This is a genomic window from Methanomicrobia archaeon, assembly GCA_016930255.1.
In the GTDB taxonomy this organism is placed as follows: Archaea; Halobacteriota; Syntropharchaeia; order Alkanophagales; family Methanospirareceae; genus JACGMN01.
In genome coordinates, this window is sequence record JAFGHB010000084.1 from 1 (window position 1) to 23,128 (window position 23,128).

The 23,128-nt window shown below is 49.8% G+C and carries 17 protein-coding genes; 15 read left to right on the forward strand and 2 right to left on the reverse strand.

Translation table 11 applies throughout. The features are described from left to right. The 11 genes from JW878_10990 to JW878_11040 form a co-directional block, all read left to right on the forward strand. On the forward strand, positions 1–1,535 hold a 1,535-nt coding region (locus JW878_10990), incomplete at its 5' end, for a PGF-pre-PGF domain-containing protein (protein ID MBN1763577.1). Next, positions 1,532–2,785, forward strand: a complete 1,254-nt coding sequence (locus JW878_10995) for a hypothetical protein (GenBank protein MBN1763578.1) — start codon at positions 1,532–1,534, stop codon at positions 2,783–2,785. The genes JW878_10990 and JW878_10995, both read left to right, overlap by 4 nt. A gap of 15 nt (positions 2,786–2,800) precedes the next feature. Further along, entirely contained in the window at positions 2,801–4,018 is a 1,218-nt protein-coding gene (locus tag JW878_11000) for an ABC transporter substrate-binding protein (protein MBN1763579.1), read from the forward strand. Between the two features lie 77 nt (positions 4,019–4,095). Beyond that, positions 4,096–4,770 carry a diphthine--ammonia ligase gene (locus JW878_11005; GenBank protein ID MBN1763580.1) on the forward strand — a complete coding sequence of 225 codons (675 nt, stop codon included), beginning with the start codon at positions 4,096–4,098 and terminating at the stop codon, positions 4,768–4,770. Next, positions 4,767–5,708: a cobalamin-binding protein gene (locus JW878_11010; protein ID MBN1763581.1), complete on the forward strand. Its 942-nt coding sequence runs from the start codon at positions 4,767–4,769 to the stop codon at positions 5,706–5,708. The genes JW878_11005 and JW878_11010 overlap by 4 nt, the downstream gene beginning before the upstream one ends. 106 nt (positions 5,709–5,814) lie before the next feature. Beyond that, positions 5,815–6,849, forward strand: a complete 1,035-nt coding sequence (locus tag JW878_11015) for an iron chelate uptake ABC transporter family permease subunit (protein ID MBN1763582.1) — start codon at positions 5,815–5,817, stop codon at positions 6,847–6,849. Positions 6,850–7,081: 232 nt separating this feature from the next. Beyond that, positions 7,082–13,060 carry a S8 family serine peptidase gene (locus JW878_11020; GenBank protein ID MBN1763583.1) on the forward strand — a complete coding sequence of 1,993 codons (5,979 nt, stop codon included), beginning with the start codon at positions 7,082–7,084 and terminating at the stop codon, positions 13,058–13,060. Between the two features lie 322 nt (positions 13,061–13,382). Then, positions 13,383–13,904, forward strand: coding sequence for a DUF367 family protein (locus JW878_11025; protein MBN1763584.1), 522 nt, complete (start codon positions 13,383–13,385; stop codon positions 13,902–13,904). Between the two features lie 63 nt (positions 13,905–13,967). Beyond that, a complete protein-coding gene (locus tag JW878_11030) occupies positions 13,968–14,483 on the forward strand; it encodes a GNAT family N-acetyltransferase (protein ID MBN1763585.1) in 516 nt (171 codons plus the stop codon). 76 nt (positions 14,484–14,559) lie between these two features. Beyond that, the gene (locus tag JW878_11035) at positions 14,560–15,582 is read left to right on the forward strand and encodes an archaeosine biosynthesis radical SAM protein RaSEA (protein ID MBN1763586.1); all 1,023 of its coding nucleotides are present in this window, start codon (positions 14,560–14,562) and stop codon (positions 15,580–15,582) included. A 13-nt stretch (positions 15,583–15,595) separates the two neighbouring features. Continuing rightward, positions 15,596–16,054, forward strand: coding sequence for a hypothetical protein (locus JW878_11040; GenBank protein MBN1763587.1), 459 nt, complete (start codon positions 15,596–15,598; stop codon positions 16,052–16,054). Between the two features lie 53 nt (positions 16,055–16,107). Here JW878_11040 and JW878_11045 read toward each other — a convergent pair whose 3' ends face one another. Further along, entirely contained in the window at positions 16,108–16,554 is a 447-nt protein-coding gene (locus tag JW878_11045) for a TIGR00270 family protein (protein ID MBN1763588.1), read from the reverse strand. Between the two features lie 71 nt (positions 16,555–16,625). Here JW878_11045 and JW878_11050 point away from each other — a divergent pair, with 71 nt between their 5' ends. Both JW878_11050 and JW878_11055 read left to right on the forward strand, forming a co-directional pair. Then, entirely contained in the window at positions 16,626–17,888 is a 1,263-nt protein-coding gene (locus JW878_11050; GenBank protein ID MBN1763589.1) for a proteasome-activating nucleotidase, read from the forward strand. A 199-nt stretch (positions 17,889–18,087) separates the two neighbouring features. Further along, a complete protein-coding gene (locus JW878_11055; GenBank protein MBN1763590.1) occupies positions 18,088–18,684 on the forward strand; it encodes a hypothetical protein in 597 nt (198 codons plus the stop codon). Between the two features lie 59 nt (positions 18,685–18,743). Here JW878_11055 and JW878_11060 read toward each other — a convergent pair whose 3' ends face one another. Further along, positions 18,744–19,769: a bifunctional N(6)-L-threonylcarbamoyladenine synthase/serine/threonine protein kinase gene (locus tag JW878_11060; GenBank protein MBN1763591.1), complete on the reverse strand. Its 1,026-nt coding sequence runs from the start codon at positions 19,767–19,769 to the stop codon at positions 18,744–18,746. 109 nt (positions 19,770–19,878) lie between these two features. Between JW878_11060 and JW878_11065 the strand changes: the two genes are divergently transcribed. Both JW878_11065 and JW878_11070 read left to right on the forward strand, forming a co-directional pair. Further along, positions 19,879–21,063 carry an NAD(P)/FAD-dependent oxidoreductase gene (locus JW878_11065; GenBank protein ID MBN1763592.1) on the forward strand — a complete coding sequence of 395 codons (1,185 nt, stop codon included), beginning with the start codon at positions 19,879–19,881 and terminating at the stop codon, positions 21,061–21,063. A 215-nt stretch (positions 21,064–21,278) separates the two neighbouring features. Beyond that, positions 21,279–23,063 (forward strand): SLC13 family permease, encoded by a 1,785-nt coding sequence (locus tag JW878_11070; GenBank protein MBN1763593.1) that lies wholly within the window; start codon positions 21,279–21,281, stop codon positions 23,061–23,063. Positions 23,064–23,128: the final 65 nt, after the last annotated feature.

The window sequence follows — 23,128 nt, forward strand, 5'->3', positions numbered from 1 at the left end:
TAACCTGGGATCCGTCATGGCTGTACCGTGTCGATTATTACTCGCCCATGGTCGGCGCTGCGGAGTTCATACTAAACGTAACCGAGCCGCCATCCGTGCCGCATGAGGAGGTTTTATGGTATTTAGGCTCTTTCACAGCCGCGCCGCTTACAATAACACTGGACAAAACAAGCGTTACGGTGAATGAGGATTTTACTATAACGGTAGAATCATATAATGATATATCGGGCTTATGGGATCTGGTAGATAATGCAGCGGTACATGTAGGCAGCTCTAATTACACGACTGGCCTCAACGGAAGCGCGGTAATCGCACTGTCGAAGGCGGGCACGTATACCATCTATGCCAAAAAAGAAGGCTGTGTCCGCTCAGAAACGAAGTCGATTACCGTAACCCCGGAAGGGGGTGGCGGTGATGACGATGATGACATATCCTGGTGGTTGGACGTTAGCGTTAGCTTACCCGAAGGATCGTTCACTAAAACCGCCTTTAATACCAACAAAATCTTCTCCATCGGGTATCAGACTGCCTTCGGTGCACTGCAGAGAGCATCGGAAATCAAGGGCTTCGAGTATACAATAGAAGAGTGGGATTTTGGTCCTTTTGTCTATTCTATCGGGGATAAGCAGAAATACGACGAAGGTGGGACGTCTGGCTGGATGTACCGGGTAAACAGTGAGGACCCGCCCAACGTGGGTGCGCACGACTACTCCGTCGATGTCAGTGATGAAATAATCTGGTACTTCTCAAAGAACATGGACACCACTCCGTCGACAGCGTCACGGGCATTGAGGATAACAATCAAACAGCCTAGTGAAGGCTCTGGAAGCAAGGAGAGCACGAGCTCACCAACGCCTGCCCCCGCACTAACGCAAGTACTAGAAGAGACCAAAACGATCGCCCTCATCGAAGCAGGGTCGAATGCTTCGGTAACGTTTGACAGAACGAATATCACACGGATCATTATAACCGCTAACAATACCATTCGCAATGCAAGCGTTATGATTCAACCACTCGGTGAAGCCTTATTTGCCATAAACGTCTCTGGCGTGCCGTATTGCTACTTTAACGTCACCACCACCAATCTAACGGATAATGCAATAGCAAATGCAACCATCGAATTCAAAGTAAACAGGACCTGGATAAACGCGAGTAACGTAGATAAAGCAACGATCATTTTGAGTAGATACCACGATAATCACGGGGATACCTTGCCAACCGTTAAAATCGGGGAAGATAACACGTCACTGTATTTCAGCGCAGTAACACCGGGCTTTTCTGTATTCGTAATCTTCGGTGAGCGAAAAACACCCCCCGACTTGGTTTCAAGCCCCACTCCTACCGTTTCACTCCCTGCACCTGAGACAACGCCGGAAAAAACAGCTTCGGCCACGAGGACGCCACTACCAGCATCAGCAGCAATGCCACAGATACTGATCCCAAGGCAAAAAGAGAGTGTCGTAACCATAGGGGGCATCGTCGTACTGCTAATTGTGCTCGCCGTATATTTTAGACGGAAGAGGGATAGCGAATGAGATCGAGTAAGAAGAGGCCGGTGTTATTCAGTTTTACGCTGCTTCTCTGTTTACTGCTGAGCTTTAGCTCGTCCTTTTCGACCGCTTCAGCCACCCCGCAGGACCAGCAGCAGTACCCGTTGCCGCACAATGACGCCAGAATACAACAGGCGTTGGACTATCTACGCACGTTGCAAAATGACGACGGGGGATTCAGTAACCCGGGTGAGGAAAGTTCGCTGAGTAATACCCAATGGGTCATCATGGCACTCGTCGCTGCGGGCGAAGATCCCCACGACTGGATAAAGAACGGACAATCCCCGATAGACTACGTGAGCGCGAATGCAAAGAATCTCGCAGGTTCCACGGATTACGAGCGGATGATTCTCGCGTTGAGTGCCGCAGGGGAGAATCCGAGAGCTTTTGCAGGGCGTGATTTTGTGACGGAACTCAAGCAGACCTACCTGAAGGAAAATGGCCAGTTCAGCGATTTTAGCTATACGACCATCTGGGGTATTCTCGCACTCTCAGCAGCGGAAGAAGACGTATCCAAATCGGCAGCGTGGTTAAAGCAGCAGCAGAACGCGGACGGTGGATTTGCATGGGTGCCGGGAGAGCAGAGCGATTTTGATGATACCGCAGCCGTCATAGAAGCGTTCAGTGCCGCTGGTGAACGACCGGATTCAACCGTTATAAGAGAGGCCCTTGAATATCTGCATGCGGGTCAGAATAACGACGGCGGCTTCAGATATTTTGGCAGCTCCCCTTCTAACACCGCTTCTGATGCCTGGGTCATCCAAGCCCTTGTAGCGTGCGGGCAAGACCCACAGGGTGCGGCCTGGACGGTAAATGGAACTAATCCAGTAGACCATCTCCTCAGCCTTCAGCAGCCCGATGGCTCCTTCTATTACACTTCGTACATAAAATCAAATCCCGGCTATATGACGGTTTGTGCTCTCACGGCGTTGCGCGGGCAGCCGCATCCTATAAAACCCCTGCCAAACGTGCAACCACACGAGTCAATGGAAACAGCACCGACCACTGCGACGACAACACCGGTAGCAAGCACAAGCGCTCCCACGCTTACTCCTCCACCCACAATGCCCTCGCCGCAACCAGCAGCACCTACCGCAACGATGGCAGCCGCATTAACTCCAGAATCGCCTCCCGAATCCGTTGATGCTACCACGGTCCCGGGCTTTGAATTTTTAGTCTGCTGTAGCGGCTTGCTCATCGTAGCATTTACCGTTTTACCGCGGCGTAACGTTTAGCTTAGCTTGGCTAGAATGAAGATCACGATGAAAACGAATAAGACCATACTAATACCGGCGTTATTGCTCCTGCTGACGGTCACCCTCTATCTGCTCCTTTGGGGTCACCTACCGGTCGATACCGGTCAGTCATCGCAAAGCATAGCAGCGGTATCTCCGCCACGTGAAGCTACAAACGTTTGCGTTGCCACAAAAATAAGTGCTACGTTCTCAGATGTCGTCAATCGACCCGCTGTAGAAGCGGCCTTTGCCATCGAGCCCTCTGTGCCCGGTAGGTTTTATTGGACTGGTAACACAATGACGTTCGTGCCCGGCACATCCCTGGCGTATAGCACCACCTATACGATACTGATAAACGACGAGGCCTGGCGATTCAAAACCGCCGGGGACAGGTTTTCGGTGACTATCACCGATGACCTCGGCTATACGATTACATTCACAGAGAAGCCTGAGCGAATCATCTCGTTAGCGCCCTCCAATACCGAGATCCTGTTTGCGCTGGGGTTAGAAGAGAACGTCATCGGCGTGACTGAGTATTGTAATTATCCGCCAGAAACCGAGGATAAGGAGAAGATCGGCAGTTACACCACGCCTAATATCGAGAAGATCGTCAACCTCAACCCGGACCTGGTCTTAGCGGCCTATGGTAATCCAACAGGAACAGTTGAAGCGTTAAAACGCTTTAATCTTACCGTTGTGGGCTTAAACGCGAGGAATTTGTATGAGATCCTTTATAATCTGAGACTGGTGGGGGAGCTAACCGGAACGTCTGCGAATGCCTCGGTCTTAGTCGCGGATATGGTGCAACGGATCGAAGTAACCGATGAGCGGATGAGCAGATTACAGGATGAAGAAAAGCCTACGGTCCTCCATATAATCTGGCACGACCCCATCTGGGTGGCGGGCAGGGGAACATTTGAGGATGAGCTGATAAAACGGAGTGGCGGTGTGAATATCGCCCCGGTTGAAGGATACCGGGCGCTCTCTCTGGAGAAGCTGATAGAACTGAATCCAGATGTTATCATTACGCCCTCGGGGAGTGGCATGGGCTGTACGCAGACAGACTTTTGCTACGAGTATCTAATGAGCGAGCAACGATTATGCGGTCTTGAAGCGATTAGAACGCAGCGGGTCTACGTGATAAATGCGGATATCGTTTGCCGTGCGGGTCCACGGATCGTGGAGGCGTTGGAAGAGATGGCTAAGATGTTGCACCCCGCTCTTTTTGAATGAGCGGTAAATGCTCTTATACGGCGCGTATCCGCAAAACAAAAGAAGCCTTTATTTACGTGAAGTGGAGATGAGAGAGTGTGAAAAAAGAAGATAGGAGCGGAAAAAAGAAAGTGTTCTCTTCATGGAGTGGGGGAAAGGATTGCACGCTCGCCTGTTATAGGGCACTGAATGAAGGCTGTGAGGTATCGTTCCTCCTGAACATGTTAGCTGAGGATGGCCAACGAGAACGAGCGCATGGAACGCGCCCGTTTCTGTTGCGGCTGCAGGCAGAGGCCGTAGGAATACCAATAGTTCAGGTAAACGCCTCGTGGGAAGGCTATGAGAGCAAATTCAAAGATGCTGTGGAAGCTTTAAAGGTAAAAGGAGTAGAAGGCGGTATTTTTGGTGATATTGACCTTGTAGAACATCGCGTATGGGTAGAGCGGATTTGTAGCGACCTCAAAATAGACCCGATTCTCCCCCTTTGGGGCTACAATGCCGAAGATCTTCTGCTTGATTTCATAAATGCGGGATTCGAAGCGCTCGTCGTGGCAACGAAGGTAAATGAGGACTGGCTCGGGCGCACGATCGATCGCTCATTTATCAATGAGCTTAAGGAGCTTGATTTCCATTTATCCGGCGAATCGGGCGAGTATCATACGTTCGTCATTGACGGCCCGATCTTCAAGCGGAGGATAACGGTGCGCGAGGCAGAGCGGGTGCACATCGGGGAGAACTGGTTCCTCGATATAACGAAGGGAGAATTAGAATGAAGCGAGGGACAATTGCGGCGATAAGTGCTGCGATAATCGTTGTTGTTAGTATACTTGCATGGTCGTTGGTACAACTGCACATACCGGAGCGAGCTCCAGAACCCGAAACATACGGCTCCACCGTAATTGATGATTGGGGGAGGCCGGTAACGCTGGAGAAGAAACCAGAAAGGATTGTTTCGTTAGCTCCGGTTAACACTGAAATACTCTTCGCACTTGGTTTGGGAGAGAACGTGGTCGGAGTGACGGAGTTTTGCACGTATCCACCGGAAGCGGAGACAATAGAGAAAGTGGGCGGAATGAGAACGGTAAGCGTGGAGAAGGTGATTGCGTTAAATCCTGACCTCGTCTTAGCTTTGAATCTAAACGGTGAGGAGGCCGTGGACACGCTTGATGACTATTTCCCGGTGTTGGTCATCGACCAGCAGAAAGTGACGAGCATAGAGGACATTTTCACACGGATAGCGTTGGTGGGTAAGATAACCGGAGAAGAAGAGCGAGCAACGGCGTTGATAGTTGAGCTGAGGGGACGGGTAGAGTCGATAACAAACCAAACGGAAGGAACGGAGAAAGTGAAAGTCGCGTATATCATCTGGCACGACCCACTCTGGGTAACGGGCAGTGGAAATTTCCAGAACGATCCGATTGAGAAAGCGGGCGGTGAAAATATCTTCGCTGATATAGAAGATTGGGGCACGGTGAGCGTGGAGACGCTGATAGAACGAAACCCGGATGTCATCATTGTCGCGGGAGGCCATGGCGCAGCAGAGATGAAACCGTATGATTTCATAATGACAGATGAGCGGTTTGCGGTACTCAATGCGCGAAAAAATGGCCGGGTTTGCTCAATAGACGCGGACATTATAGCACGACCGGGTCCGCGAATAGTAGAGGCACTGGATGAGATAGCGCACTGCTTGCATCCAGATTTGTTTTAGGAGGGAACTAACGAAACATCTAGCGATAGTCAGTCAACCGGAGAAAGCCCCTCGTGCTTTTATCCGCAAAATTTAGAGAGAGGAGTTAGATGTGATTTAAGTGAAGATGAAAACAGCACCGTATTTCGAGAAGATTGTCCACTGGAAGCTGGTCATGCTCTATTTACTTGCGCTTCTCGGCGTGAGCATCGTGCTGACAACGGCCATCGGGCCCGTTTACGTGCCGCCGCTGGAGATTGTCGCGCTGTTAGGCAGCAAACTCGGGCTCTGCGAGGTGTCCTCGACCCCGCATGAAATCATCATTTTCCAGATACGACTGCCGCGGATATTCCTCGGGCTACTGGTCGGGCTCTCGCTGGCAACCGCAGGTACGGCGATGCAGGGCTTGTTCAAAAATCCCATGGCCGACCCGTACATCATCGGTATCGCATCGGGGGCTGCAGTTGGCGCCGCGCTCTCGATGCTGGTGCTCCCCCAGTTCCTCTCCGTGTACACGAGACCGTTGATGGCTTTTTTAGGTGCTCTCGGAACCATCTTTCTCGTCTATAATATCGCGAAGGTAGGCGGCCGAATACCGGTCGACACGTTATTACTCACGGGAATAGCGGTTTCGTTATTTTTAGGCGCCGTTCTCTCATTCATGATGTCGGTGGCGGGTGAGTCGCTGCATAACATCTTCTTCTGGATAATGGGCGGGTTCTGGCTCGCGAACTGGACGCAGGTGAAGATAATCGTCTTGCCGATACTGGTAACCTTCGGCTTGATCTACCTCTTCGCGAAGGACCTCAATGCGATGCTGCTGGGCGAGGAATCCGCGCGGACCTTAGGAATAAACGTAGAGCATGCGAAACAACTACTTCTGATACTCTCGGCGTTCATCACCGCAGCCGCGGTCACCTTTACCGGAACCATCGGATTCGTCGGCTTGATCATTCCGCATATAACGAGGATATTGGTAGGGCCGGACCATCGAATTCTTATTCCCGCGTCCGCACTGATGGGCGGGATCTTTCTCGTATGGACGGACGCACTGGCCCGGCTCCTGGGCGAGCTGCCCGTGGGGATACTAACCGCGTTCTTCGGCGCGCCGTTCTTTATTTATCTGCTGAAGAAGCGTAAGAGCGGGTATTACGCAGCGTAAAGGCGAGGTTAGCACCAGGAGAATAATAATGCGCTACTTTAAAAGTAGAACTCGCGATCACGCTTCTTAGGTTATAACGTGAGCGTTTGGCAGGTGAACGTTTGAAGGATTCCATCAGGCCGTATTTCCAGTGGAAGGAAAATCGGAATGCTTATATATACCTTTCTGACATGCTTACTAACGGCGGCGCAAGAAGATGAAAAAAGGCGTCAAGATATAGAGGAATAACCAAATGAGAAAAGGAATAATTTGCCTAAGCTTAGCTATTTTGGTGGTGGTTGTTTTTTCCGCGACATCACATGCTGAAATAATTAGAGAAGGCACGGAGAGTAAAGAGAAAACGATTTTTGCAGCCTCTCCACTCTCATCCATTAATTTTGCTGAACCAATTAATTGGGATAAAGTAGATGCTGATCTAACAAATTTTTTAGAAAGTAGTACAGAAACTGTGGAATATATTTCTTGTCAGATATTTGTTGAATCCACGGAAGATCGGAAAAAAATAGGGCCAACAATCACTATTTTTGGAGGACATATTACAGGATATAGGAACAATACAGTCATTGCTCAAATCCCCCAAGAAGCGATAGGTACTATTACTCATAGTGACCTCTGTCAAAGAATTGGGCTTGACACTCAATTCTATGAAAAATTAGATCCTGAACTTAAGGCGGTACTCTCAGAATCTGAAGACATAAGCTCTGATGTTGTTCGTATTATAATAATATTCGATGTTGGAGCCAACGAAACTTTAGGCAATATTCAAGAAACGGTTGAAGATTTAGTTGTATCTATAGGTGGCAATGTGGTATACAAATTCAATATAATAAACGGAATGAGTGCAATTGTACCTTTGAATAATTTGAGCTATTTAGAGAACAGCAGCTACGTCAGGAAAGTCTATAAATCGAATCCTATCTCAATTGAAAATGCCAATATCCCAATTGGGAGCAATGGGGGCGTGGAATCCTACATTAGCAAAAATATAATTCGCGCCACCACAGGAAGGATGGACTTTGGGGTTGATGGTTCTGGAGTTAACATTGCAATAATTGACTCGGGAATCGATTTTACCCATCCGGCTCTCGGAACTTCTAAAAGAGTCGCAGAAAGAAGTTGGTTCAGTTGGCCGGATAACGATGCCGATCCAGATGACTTCAATAGCCACGGCACTCATGTTTGTGGAATAGCTTCGAGTACAGATAGCACCTACACGGGAGTAGCTCCAGAAACGGATATCCTAAACGCAAAAGTCATGAATGAAAACGGTTACATACATGATCCTATCCTTGGAACGGCAGAGGACACGATAATTGATGCAATAGATTGGAGCGTTGATGACGGAGCAGATATTATCAGCATGAGTTTAAAGGTAGAACATGATGGTAGCATTCATAGTGATGGAGCTGCTCCTGTAGATTTCGCGGTAGAGCGGGCTGCGTATGATCATTATGTAACATCTATAAAATCAGCGGGTAATGAAGACGTCTCAACAACTGGTTCGATCACAAATCCAGGTAACAGCAGGTCAATAATTACCGTTGGTGCTGTATATAATGACTACAGAGATTGGGATGATCGAGTAGGCGGAAGCAATGGGAGTAGTACTGGACCGGGTGGCGGTACTGGTGTTCATGGAAATAGAATAAAGCCTGAAGTAATGGCTCCTGGAACGTGGGTGATATCGTGTAATAATGATTGGGAAAACGAACCTAATTTTATCAGTAAAGCCGGCACTAGTATGGCAGCCCCTCACGTTTCAGGGCTATCAGCCCTGTTGTTAGATCAACAATCTAGCCTCTGGCCTGCGGATATTAAATCCATTTTGATGGCTTCAGCTTGGGAGATTGACCCAAGTAGCGATGCAAACCCACTGCAGTCCGAGAACAATCCGCTTGATTATTATACGGGTGCTGGAATAATCGATGTATATCAGGCATTAGGAATATCGAGTAGTGAAACCCGATTGGGTGACTTGGATTACTCATCAATAGGACAGGGAGAGATAGACACACTTTACGTGAACGTTCCTGCTGGAACAAGTGAGCTTTCCGCTGTATTGAGTTGGGTGGATCCTGCAGATGGCTCTGATACCTACTACCATAATGATTTGGATCTTTATCTTTACGATCCGAGTGGTATGTTGAAAGGCTATTCTAAGGAGGAGGAAGAGACTGTTGGGATGGTAACTATAGCAGATCCAGTTCCAGGCAAATGGAAGGCCGAGGTTGTAGGATGGACGATTGATTCCAGTTTTGGAGATCAATATTATGCAGTGGCATTCTCTAAAAAGTATGAAAGGCGTGATACAATAAGTGACGGTCTGGACATTTGTTTTAATATTGATACCTCACTAGGGGGTTCGCCTGATGATCTTAGAGTTTTGGTAAACTGGGATGATGACGACAATGATATTGATGCGTACTTAATGAACCCCAGTGGCATCCAAGTTGATTCTTCGACTGGGTCTACGAACTTAAAGGAGGTACACGCAGCAAACCCTGTATCTGGCACATGGCGGCTCCAACTTCATGGAACTAGCTGCACATATGCCCAGAAATTTGTTATTAGAGCAACTTATCCGATAACTTCGAATCGTCCACCATACGAACCGAGTGATCCTCTCCCTTCAGATGGTGCAACGGGCGTAGACCTGAGTGCAGACCTTGGCTGGAATAGTGGAGATTCTGATGGTGATAATGTGTATTACGATGTTTATTTTGAAAAAGGTGACAGCACACCAGATGTGCTCATATCTGATAACCAACTAGGAACAACATGCGATCTTGGAACTCTTGACAATGAATCCCATTATTATTGGAAAGTAATTGCAGAGGATGAGCACGGAGCAACTATCGAGGGGGATATTTGGGACTTCGTAACTGCAGAGGGTGCAGTATGGAGTAATGACATTAGGTTAACTTCTGATTCCACTAATTCAATGGATCCTCATATTGCAATTAATGGAGATAATGTCCATGTTGTGTGGGACGATGATAGAAGCGGAAGCACGGAGGTATATTATAAACGAAGTACAGATTGTGGAAAAACCTGGAACTCAGCAACGAAGTTATCGTCTTCTGCTTTAGGGAATCCAAGGATTGCTATCGATGGTAATAATGTTCATGTTATATGGATAAAATCAGGAACCCCAAAGGATGTTATTTACAAAAGAAGCACTAATAATGGAAACAGTTGGTCTCCTGCTACCGTCATTGCTTCTGATGTAAGCCGCTATAATCTTGATATCGCAGCCTATAATAATTACATCCACGTAGTTTACGTGAAAAAGGATGCTGGTCAGGACAAAGTTTATTATCTAAGAAGTAGTAATGGAGGATCCAGTTGGGATATATCTAAGGGGTTATTTACGTCATCATATGTGGATTATCCAGAAATTGCAATAAGTGATAACGGGAACTATGTTTATGTCGTATGGGGGGATATAGATTGGCATATACGCTACATAAGAAATACTAACAAAGGAAGTGATGGTTATTGGGGGCCCGATAGCTTACTGTTGTCAAACGGGGAATATTATGGGCCAGCAATTGAGACTTCTGGATCAAACGTTCATATTGCTGTAGGAGGGTATAAAAGCGGGAGCTATGAAGTTTTCTACCGGAGAAGCACAGATAACGGAGGGAGTTGGGGTACCATACAAACGCTACCCTCAGTAGATGGGGGAGGAGATGCATCTATTGGCGCTCAAGGAGCCAATATTCATGTTGTATGGCAAGATAATATTGATGGTAGGGATAGACTGTACTACGTTAACAGCCTCGACAGCGGGAATAGTTGGGGCACAATTTTAGAACTTGTAACTGCTGGTTCGGACTCAGTCGATGTTCAAGATCCTGAGATAGCCGTGAATAACGAAAATAATGTTCATGTCGTGTGGGAAGACGAAAGACATGACCCAAATTGGGAAATTTATTATAAACATTACCCTGTTGCGAGTGTTAATAACCCGCCGAACAAACCAAACAAACCATCTGGCCTAACAAATGGCGAAATTGGAAATTCTTACTCATATTCAACGGTGACTACCGATCCAGACGGTGATGACGTCTACTATTGGTTCGATTGGGGAGATGGCACGAACAGTAATTGGATTGGATCATACTTTTCTGGAACATCTGGGAGTGCATCAAAAGAATGGAGTAATCCAAATATTTATTCTGTGAAAGCGAAGGCGAAAGACGCACATGGAGTGGGAAGTAGTCCTCTGTGGTCTGACTCCCTTTCAGTATGTATTAACGGGCTTTGGGAAGATGATCCTACTAACTCTTGCAAAGAGAGGAGACTGACATGTTCAGGAACTTATGAATACCGAAACAAGCCGGATGGGACTGTTTGTGGTTATGGGGAATGGGAAGACGATCCTTCTAACCCGTGTAAAGAGAGGAGTGAAATAGAGAAGTGTTCCTCGGGGTCTTGTGTCAATTCAGGAACATATAAATACCGAAACAAGCCGGACGGGACTGTTTGTGGTTACGGGTCGTGGGAAGACGACCCGGGTAATTCGTGCCGGGAACGGAGACTGATCTATAAGTGCTCTGGTGGCTCTTGCGTCAGCTCTGGAACCTACGAATACCGGAACAAAGCTGATAGCACTGACTGCGGCTCTGATGGCTGGTACGATACCGGGGAGACAAAATGGGTAACCGTCACCGAATACGAGTGCACCATAGACCAGAAGGAGCAGAAGGAACAGGAGTACCGTGACTTTTCCTGCTCCGCGGGGTCCTGCACCCCTTCCGTTACCACCACGCAGTGGGTCGATACCGGAAACACGCAGACGGTGAACAAGCTCGATGGCACTGACTGCGGCTCTGATGGCTGGTACGATACCGGGGAGACAAAATGGGTAACCGTCACCGAATACGAGTGCACCATAGATCAGAAGGAGCAGAAGGAACAAGAGTACCGTGACTTTTCCTGCTCCGGCGGCTCCTGCACCCCTTCCGTTACCAGCACGCAGTGGGTCGATACCGGAAACACGCAGACGGTGAACAAACTCGATGGCACCGACTGCGGCTCTGATGGCTGGTACGATACCGGGGAGACGAAATGGGTAACCGTGACTGAATACGAATGCACCATAGATCAGAAGGAGCGGAAGGAACAGGAGTATCGTGACTTTTCCTGCTCCGGCGGCTCCTGCACCCCCTCGGTTACCAGCACGCAGTGGGTCGATACCGGAAACACGCAGACGGTGAACAAACTCGATGGCACCGACTGCGGTTGCACAGTAAATAACACACTGAAGAAATGCTATGATGGTTCCTGTTTTGATTCAGGAATATGTAACTCAACTATTTGCGGTGCGGATGTTACTTGTGATGGCAAAATGCCTGAAGAAACATGTGGCATTGATTCCAAATGCGCTTTCGATTGCAAGTGCATGAAAATCGCACCATGCCCGCATACCGATGTCGGAGTTATGGTGGATATCGAACCTTGTAACGCAACCGATATAGAGCCTTATTTACTGCCTGGAACCAATCTCAGCAACGTTATCGTGATAAGAGTAAACGTGACAGATGCTACTCCTGAAAACGCAACTGATGATGCGTATACCGATATATCCCTAAATGTTTGTGCACTCGGGGTAGAAACGTGCCAAGTCTTCAAAGAGGGAAGTGGCTTCTTACCTGAAGTTGATGATGTAACCACTCTTCCAACCGTGAAACCGCCTGGCGAGCCAAAGTTCGCACGGGACATTGCGAATAATTCAGTCATCGTCAGGTTTTATGTCGGAGACCCATTACTTGCCGTGATTCCTCCGCTAAGTGAAGAAAAGGTGTTCGATACAGGCAAAGGCGACTACCCATCCATCTCCGGCACGCACAACGGCACCATCACTTTAAATCAAACGATTTCGGTTTCTACGCTTTACATCTACCCCTGCCCCGGCACCGGCGGCCACACTGAATACGCTCTAATCTCTAATGAATCATGGAGTATCGAAACACTACTATGGAACGGTTATAGTGGAGATTGGCACAATCTCTCTTTTGACGCACCATTCACCCTCTACGAAAACGAAACGTACAACTATACAATCAGAACGGGCTCCTATCCTCAGATCCACCATAACAGAACACTACTCACCGAAAACGGCTGGATAAATTGCACTGAGTTCGAGGACATCAACGGCAAGCGGCACGAATGCTGGATCCCGGCTGTCAAGCTTTGGTCTGCCTGAACAGTCAAACCTTTTAGAAAAAGGTTTAATCCAAAACTTCTAAGTTTCTTTAGTCAAGCTTTCTTTACAAAGAAAGGTTGTTGGATAAATTGCACGGAATTTACGGATGCTAACGGTAACGTCCATGATAACTGGATACCGGCGATTCGACTTGATTAAGGTGTAGAGCCCCCCTCTGGGCTGGGAGGATTGATAAGTCAAACCTTTAGAAAAGGTTTGATACAAAAAGTTTTGGTCGGGAAGGTTTGTAAGGAGGGGCTGGCTCCTTACATTCAAAACTCTTTTCAGACTATGACCGTTTGTTGTTACTAGTGAAAGCAAAATGCGCCTCTACGCTTACGATGTCGGACAGTGCGACCCGAAGAAGTGCACCGCGCGGAAATTAACGCGATTGGGCTTGATCACCTCGGTCACTGTACTGCGGAAGATCCCGTACAACACGATCGTGCTAGTTCCGATAGCGGAAAAGGCGCTCTCGCCGGCAGACCGCCCTTATACAACCAGCATAACCGTTTTCGATTGCTCGTGGAAGCAGATAGCGCCTTTTGAGGATTTATTACGGCACATGAAACGTAAGAAGCGTGCCTTACCGTATCTGATCGCGGCGAATCCCATCAATTACGGTAAACCGTTTATTCTGAGTTCTGCAGAAGCTTTTGCCGCTGCGTTAATCATCCTCGGCGAGCACGAGCAGGCACACTCTATACTCGACAACTTCAACTGGGGCGACGCATTCTTGCGAGTGAACGAGGAGCTGCTGCGCGCGTACGCCACGGCAACGGACAGTACAGAAGTGGTAGCAATGCAGAACGGGTTCATGGACGAGCGAACGCGAAAATCCTAACTAAGGCTTTTGTCTTCGTAGGTTCGTTTAAGGTATATCCTACTTAGAAAGAAAGATAGATAGATGGCTTCCTGTGACAGAGACGGACCGCGCTTCGGCAGAACATATCGTGTCGTACAATTGAGCAAAGCGGACGCAAAGGACATCTCAGCCCTTTACAAGGCGGTATGGCTGAAAGCGTACGAGTATCCAGAGGAATGGCGCGAGAAGCGTGCGATGAGCGAGGATATAATAACGGACGAGATGGATGCCGGCTATTTGTTCTTCGGCGTGCATGAAAAGGGCGCATTGGTCGGTGTTTATAAGATATCACTAACCGACCGCGGATGTTACGGCGAGCAGCAAGCCGTTTTACTAGAATATCAAAACCGGGGCGTGGCGTACGCGATGTACGAGCATTTCCTCGAGTTCGCAAAAGCGAACGAGTGCAAGGTGAACTACGTGAATATCCTGATCGGTAACGAGCCCTGTGAGCGCGCAATGAAGAAGTATAACTTTTACAAGACGGGCGAGCCCTGGGAGCAGAGTAAAGGGATGTGGGTTCAGACGTACGAGCGGAAGGTTGAGGAAGTGTGCTGAATTTTACGGTAAAAACAGCCAGTCTTTGGCTCTATCCTTATTTTATCCTCGCAACAACTAGTCTACATACACAGACATGACCGCAGGAAAAAATCGAATGCAAAAGCCCGTCGCCTCCTGGATAGACCACGATTTCTTCGCAGAAGAGCGCAGAGCGATAAAAGCCGTAACGGTCATAGTGCGAACCGCAGGCTGTCAGTGGCGGCACTGCACGATGTGCAGCTTCTGGCAGGAATCCGCAGCAGACGTTACCCAGGCGGATATTCTGGCTCAACTGGAACACTCGCTACGAACCAGCCCAGAAGAGGAGTTTATTCTCAAGATTTTTACCTCCGGCAGCTTCCTCGACGAACGTGAGATAGCGCGAGAAACGAGGCGAGAAATCGTCGAGGTGGTGCGAGAGCGCGGTGAGATAAAGAAGCTCATCGTAGAGACGAGACCGGAATTTGTAAGCGCGGAGAAGCTCGAGGATTTTGAGGGCGTCGAACACCTGGAACTCGCTATCGGATTGGAAACGGCAGACGATTTTATACGGTCGAACTATATCAATAAGGGCTTCTCGTTTGACGATTACAAGAAAGCGGCAGAAATCGCCAGGGACTGCGGTGCAACGGTGAAAACGTACCTTTTACTCAAACCACCATTTGTATCCGAGAAGACGGCATTGGATGATGTCATCAAATCCGCTGAACTCGTCTCTGAGTATTCGTCCACCATCTCGCTGAACCTCTGCAATATACAGAAGTACACGCCACTGGAGAAGTTGTGGAGACGCGGATATTACAGACCACCGTGGCTCTGGAGCGCGGTTGAGGCGATAAAAGCGATAAAGAAACGAGATTTCGTGGTACTGTCCGATCCCGTAGGTGCAGGGCATAAACGAGGCCCGCATAATTGCGGTACGTGCGACCGTGAGATAACCGAAGCGATCAAGCACTTCAATGTAACTCAGGATCTGCGCGTGCTGGAGCGCCTCGACGAGATCGAGTGCGACTGCAAGAACGTATGGCGAGCACTGATGAACTACGACGCCTTCCTGTTCAACGCGAACCCTGTCCTAGAAGGAAAAAGGTTATCAAAAGAAAAGGCTAAAATGTAGGTGGTGAACGCCTGTGGAGTCACTCGATAAGGTAAAAGGGATGGTGGACTACAAGAAATACCTGAAAACGCTCGCTCTAGCTGTTGCAATCGCATTCCTCACCCTTTTCATCGCGTTTGGCTTGATGTTCTTTAGGCTGGATGGCGAAATAGTCCCCAAAGAGTTCATACTGCTGGTCTTTGCCACCTTCTTCATTATCTTCACCGTATTTTACGAATCGAAGAGTAAAAGCACGAGCAAGGGTAAGAGCAAGGACAAAAAGAAAGGCGCGGAAAATGAGAGCTTGAAACCGCTTATCAAAGGCTTATTCCTCGGCATCTGCGCGACCTTCGCGTTCGTTATGGTTATCGGCGGTGTGAAACTCGTGATAGAGCATGGGTTTGATTTGATCGGCGGAGCAGGATCGTTCTTCTCCGCGTTAGCGGTCTGTATGGTCGTAAGCACGGTATTCCTCAGCCTGTTGCGACCGTGACGTGACATGAAGTGACATGACAGACATGACGCACGTGAGTGGGTGAGTGAGACTTAAAGGGTGATGTTCAGAACACGCGCTATTTTCACCCGCACCTCGTCGGTGGGCAGTATCTCCTCGTGCTCTATCTTCCGCAGCAACGATTGTTTCTCGTTTATCTTCTGTGCGAGCTCTGCCTGCTTCAGCCCGGCTCGCTCCCTCGCTTCTCTTATCTTTCGCCCGTAATCCTCATCTATCTCAAGCCCTTCTTCTATCTCACGGTCCATCTGCTCGTATAATTTCCGCCTTGCCTGCGCTGCGAGCTGCGCGTGTCCGATACCCGGAATGGTTCTCGTTTGAGCTTGAGCTTGAGCGTACGCGTGCGCCGGTGCTCGTGCATCTTCCACCACGACAGACCCGTATCGTGCGCACGTTTTACAGACACGCAGTTTTGAGCTGCCGATTTGGACGTATTGCGCCTTTCCTATTATTTCCGCACCACATACCTCACACTCGGTCATTTTAGTTCAGTTCTAAATCCTTGCGCGTTTTTTTATATATGTTAGTACGGAGAAATAAATAGTAGGGTAAAATGAAAGCGAGCAGTAGTGGTGCAACATCAAGTGATGAGTACTCGCGATACCTGCAGGACCAGATAAAGCGGTTGGAGGATGCGAATACCCGTCTGAAAGAGAGATTGGAGAGTTCAGAGCGAGAAGGGCGGTATTACGAGGATATGCGCACTCGCTACGAGAGCGAGATAAGGAAGTTGCGGTCAGAACTGGAGAAGTTGCGAGCACCACCGCTGATTATCGGCACGGTCGTCGAGATAATAGATGAAAAACAGATGGTAGTGCGGAGCAGCACGGGCCCTCGGTTCGTGGTCAATTACTCGCATTTCATCGATTCCCAGGAAGTCTTCCCCGGCGCACAGGTTGGCTTGAATCAGCAATCGCTGGCCGTGGTAAGTGTCCTCTCGTCCGCGAAAGATCCTCTAGTATACGGAATGACGGTAATCGAATCCCCGGATGTGTGCTATGACATGATAGGCGGGTTGGCTGAGCAGATAAACGAGATAAGAGAAGTAGTTGAACTCCCCCTGACCGAGCCAGAGCGGTTTGCGCGTATCGGTGTAGTGCCCCCGAAAGGCGTTCTTCTGGTAGGAAAGCCTGGCACGGGAAAAACGATGCTTGCAAAAGCAGTAGCAAACAGCACAGCCGCCACGTTCATACGAATCGTCGGCTCTGAGTTGGTACAGAAGTACATCGGCGAGGGTGCGCGAATGGTGCGGGAACTGTTTGAATTGGCAAAGGAAAAAGCCCCATCTATTCTGTTCATTGACGAGATCGATGCGATAGCAGCGCGAAGAATCGAAGACGGCACCTCGGGCGAGCGGGAGGTGCAGCGGACAATGATGCAACTATTAGCAGAAATAGACGGATTTGACCAGAGAGGGGAGGTGCGGATAATCGGAGCCACGAATAGACCGGATATTCTCGATCCTGCTTTGCTCCGACCCGGACGATTTGACCGCATCATAGAAGTGCCGATGCCCAAGGAGATAGCACGAAGGGAGATATTTAAGATTCACACAGCCAAAATGAAAAGGTCGAGTGCCCTAAATATTGATAGATTAGTAGCACTCACGGAAAATTTCAATGGAGTGGGAGTTGGCGCTACTGGTGCTGATATAAAGGCAATATGTATCGAGGCGGGTATGCTTGCAGCGCGAAATAATGACGAGAAGAAGAAAAAGGAAGCAGTAGAAATGGAAGACTTCGAGCAAGCAATAAAGAAGGTAAAGGAAAGCAAGGAGTGGAATTATGCGAAAGCGGCGGGCGTAATGTTCGCGTAAAATTTTTTCTTAGAAGGAAAAGCTTTACTAAAAGAACTATCGCCTTTTCTTAGTTCTGGATCTTCCTTCAGAAGGGATACGTAAGGAAAACCTGTGCTAAAAGTGAAAGCATATTTTTGCCGTAACTACTTTTGGACAGAGTTTAAAAGGAACACTATGATTGAAGTGCGGTTATCCGGGCAATAAATATAGTTTTAAAATGTCAATCACAAAATCGAGCGTTTTGATAGCAGAAGCGAAACGAAAAACGGTGCATATCTGCGGTGTTGCGATTCCGCTCCTTTATCTTGTCTTAACGAAGGAGTTACTCATTCTCGGCTTTCTTCTTGCCTTCGTTCTCATTGCCGGCATTGAATGGTTACGATTCCGTGGTATCGTCTCTTTGCCGTTCCTCAGGAAGAAGGAGGAGCGAGGAATCGGTGCGTATGTCTTCTTTTTCATCGGCGCGTTTCTCAGCATTGTGCTCTTCGAGAAAAGTATCGCTATCGCAGCAATCCTCATGCTGGCGATAGGAGATGCCGCGTCCGCTCTGGCAGGAGCCGTGGTGAATGTGGATAACCCAGACTGGCACGAAAAGCGAATGAAGCGCCCGGAAGTGATGCTGGTGATGTTCATTACGTCCTTTACAATAGGCTGGCTTGTGCTCCGCTCGTTACCCGTGGCCGTTTTCGGCGCGTTAGGTGCCACGATTGCAGATGGCGTGCCGTTGCGGGCTTATAACGTGCAACTCGATGATAATCTTACGATACCACTGTTTTCCGGCGTGCTCATGAGTTGTCTTGTTTCGATTTGGTAGCTTTTGGGTTGGTTTATCAAGCGAAGGGCATCATCTCTTAAGAAGCGCGAAGCCTTTAACTAACGATTTCGACGTATCGTTCTCTCGTTTCTCCACGTGACCTCAACGTCATCAGGCCGATAATTCGAGCGAACCTGTGATTGATCGAGTGGAGTGGTGTTACCGCTGTTGAGCATGAGCAGCCCGAGGTACGCAATCATCGTGCCGTTGTCACCCAGGAATTTCTTCGCCGGCACGTAAAACCGCCCTCCACGGTCTTCGCACATTGTCTGGAGCATCTGCTGCAAGCGATTGTTTGCGCCGACACCGCCCGCTAACAGCACTTCGTCCTTATCGAGATGGCCCATCGCGCGTTCGGTCACTTCAGTGAGCATGGCAAACGCCGTCTCCTGGAAGGAATAGCACACATCCGCCTTGGCGTCAGGGTGCGCATCGACCGCGTCCTTAGCGGCTGTGGTCAGGCCGGAGAAGGAGAAATCCATACCCTTCACGATATACGGCATATCGATATAGCTGGAAGCCTTGGACGCCAGTTCCTCTATCTTCGGACCACCGGGATGGCTGAGCCCGAGATGTCGCGCGAATTTGTCCAGAGCGTTCCCTATGCCGATGTCCAGCGTTTCGCCCAACACACGATATCGCCCGGCACGGTACGCCAATACCTGCGAGTTCGCACCACTGACGTACAGCACTACAGGATCTTTCGCGCCACACTGCCATCGTCCGACCTCTATATGCGCGATGCAGTGATTAACGCCGATGAGCGGTATTTTTAGCGATAGTGAGAGCGCTCGTGCTGCGGTAGCGACTGTTCTGAGACATGGGCCCATGCCAGGGCCTTGCGAGAATGCGACCGCATCGATTTGGTCCAATGAGAACTGTTCATCAGTTTCCTTTGCGCCTCCTAACATTCGAGAGACAACGTCTTTTATTTCAGCGGCGTGATGCTGTGCCGCTTCGCGCGGATGGATACCGCCATAGTTGGGCCTGTAAGTCGATTCGGCCTCTGATAGCACGTGCTCTTCGCTAACCAGCGCAGCGCTGAGGTTCCATGCGGTTCCTTCCAGACCCAAAATGAGCGTCATTTTTTGGTTTCGGTTCTTACTTACGTATACCGCCCTGTTCTTAGAGTAGCGATATAAATTTAAGTAGGTTCATGCTCTCCTTACCTTTAGCTACGTAGCCTAAAAACAAATGAACGAGGAGAAATATGACGTTGTCGTGGTAGGCGCGGGCCCTGCGGGCAGCGTAACTGCGCGAACCGCGGCGGAGAAGGGCCTGGACGTGCTGCTCATTGAGCGTAACGCTGAGATCGGCGTGCCCGTGAAATGCGGGGAGGGCGTGAGCAAAGAGCTCGAGCTGATCGTTGATATCGACCCGCGCTGGATCAGCACCACGCTGCACGGCATTGTCACCTACGGCCCCGGCGGCACGCGAGTGGCAGTATCGGGAGCAGGCGAAGAAGTCGCAGGCTACGTGCTTGAACGGCGGTTATTCGATAAGCATTTGGCACAGCAAGCAGCGCACGCGGGTGCGGAAGTGCGCGTGAAGACGCAGGCGTACGGCCTCATCAAGGAAGACGGGTATGTAAAGGGCGTGTACGCGAACGCTGCGGGTGAAGAGGTTCGCATTCGTGCGGACGTCGTCGTTGGCGCGGACGGCGTGGAATCGCGGGTTGGCCGATGGGCTGGTATTGACACGCGACTGCCCTTAGCAGACGTTGCATCCTGTGCGCAGTTCCTTATGTGTGATATCGAGGTGAACAAGGGCTTTTTTGAGATTATCTTTGACGCCGAGATCGCCCCGAATGGCTATATCTGGATATTTCCAAAGGGCGAGGATTGCGCGAATGTCGGACTGGGGATCAGCGGTGATGCGTTTGGTGATGGTCGATGCGCACGCGAGTATCTGCAGACGTTTGTGAATGACCGGTTCCCGAACGGTAAGGTACTGACGGAGATGTACGGCGCGGTGCCCCTGAGCGGCCCGGTGTACGAAACGGTAGCAAACGGGCTGGTTCTGGTCGGCGATGCGGCACGGCATGCCAATCCCATCACGGGCGGCGGTATTTTGCAAGCGCTGCAAGGTGGCGCGATCGCCGGTGACGTGATTGCAAAGGCGGTACAGGAGCATAACGTCTCGAAGAAACGGTTGCGGGAATACGAGAAGCGGTGGAAACGCGAATTCGGTAGGGTGCTGGAAGTGGGCTTGAAGGTCAAGAACATCGTGCTGAACCTGAGCAACGAGGAACTCATAAAGTTCTTCCAGCCGTTATCCGGCGACCTGAGAATGACGGAGTGCACGGAACGCGCGTTATTGAAAGAGATGATAAAGAAGAATCCGCGAATTCTCTTCAGTCTCGTGAGAGTAATCTTTTGAGCTATGACGATTTTTACATGGCCGAAATGACTATTCACCAATTTGATTTGCGCGATCTAGCCAAAGAACGCCACAACTGACTGAGCACGATAGCACCAAAGTTACTTATAAGCTCTCACCAATTTCTGATACACCTACGATTGTTCCAAAGACAAAACGAAAGGAAAGGGGTAGGAAGGCGTCCGTCCCATGAAAAGGAGGTCTCGTGATGCGGTATGACACCGGAGATCGTGCTCGTTCTGATCGTACTCGTCGTGACCGTCATCTTGTTTGTAACCGAAGCTTTTCGCGTTGACGTGATTGCGATCTTGATCATGATTAGTTTGCCATGGCTGGGCTTGATTACACCCACCGAGGCGTTCTCAGGCTTGGCGAGCAATGCGGTGGTGGCGATCATTGCCGTGATGATTTTGAGCTATGGCGTCGGTCGTTCCGGAGTTATGAACCGCATTACACATCCTATTATTCGCATTGCGGGTTCGAGTGAGAAACGGTTGATCGGTCTGGTTTCCGCAGCGGTCGGCTTGATCTCTTCGTTCATGCAGAACATTGGCGCCGTCGCTCTGTTCCTACCGGCGGTGATGCGGATCTCCAAGAAGACGAGCATCCCGATCTCACGATTGTTAATGCCACTGGGTTTTGCGGGCATCCTGGGCGGAACGCTCACTATGGTTGGGTCAGGTCCATTGATCATCCTTAACGACCTGTTAAAACAGGGCGGCCAGCCGCCATTTGGCCTCTTCGGCGTTACACCGATTGGCTTGGTGCTTTTGGGCGTCGGTATAGCGTACTTCCTGGTTTTTGGCACGTTCGTGCTCCCGACGCATAAGGGCGAAGCGGTCAGCCCGCAACAGGAGTTAATAGAAACGTGGCGGTTGCCGGCGACGATCTACCACTGTGTGGTTCCGATGGAGAGCTCGCTGGTCGGCAAAACGCGCGAAGAGGTGCAGCTCTGGATGCATTACAATATTAACCTCCTGGCTCTTGCGGAGGGCGATGAGCTGCTCTACGCGCCTTGGCGGTATACGCGCTTCGTTGCGGGCCAGGAACTCGCACTGCTCGGCGACCAGAGCGATATTGAGCGATTCGTAGCGGAGTATCAGTTACAGAGTAGGAAAGAGACGAGTCTGTTCGAGGATCTCCGGAGCGGTGGGATGGCGGGTTTCGCCGAGGTAATCATACCACCGCAAGCGCCTGTTGCAGGAAAGACATTGCGCGAGATCGCGCTGCGGAAAACCTACGGTGTTGAACCGATCATGCTATTGAGCGGTGCCAGAGAGGAACGAGGCGATTTCTCCGACCAGGCATTGCAGCCCGGTGATGCGCTTATCCTTCATGGTCGCTGGGAGAACATCAAAGCGATGGGCGATAACCGTAACTTCGTGCTCGTCACGCCGATAGAGACGGAGGCTGCGGGTAGAGCGAAGCCAGCAACGGCGACCTCGTGCTTTCTCGGCGCGATTGTGCTGATTTTATTAGGCGTTCCACTTTCTCTTGGTCTCTTATCCGGTGCCCTAGCCATGATCATCCTGAACGTTGTCCCGATTGATGAGGCTTACAAGGCAGTTGACTGGCGTACGGTGTTTCTGCTCGCCGGCTTGATTCCTCTGGGTATAGCGATGGAAAAAACCGGTGCGGCAAGCTACGTCGCTAACCGCATGATTCTGCCGCTCCAGGGCAGTCATCCGCTTCTAATCCTGATTGCCATTGCCGCACTTGCTACTCTTTTCACCCTCTTCATGTCTAACGTCGCAGCGACCGTCGTGTTAGTGCCGTTGGTCATGATCATCGGCGGCATGACCGGAATAAGTCCTCGTGCGCTGGCGCTACTCGTCGCCGTCTGTGCTTCCAACTCCTTCGTCCTGCCCACCCATCAGGTGAATGCGTTACTCATGGCTCCAGGAGGCTATCACAACGCCGATTACCTGAGGGCCGGTGGCATTCTCACGATCATCTTCATCGTGATTGCCGTCGGGCTCATCTATTTATTGTACGTATAACAATGTAGTTTGACAATGTAGTTTCGGAAACAGGCCGATGTGAAGAAGAGCGCCTTGGGCAAAGA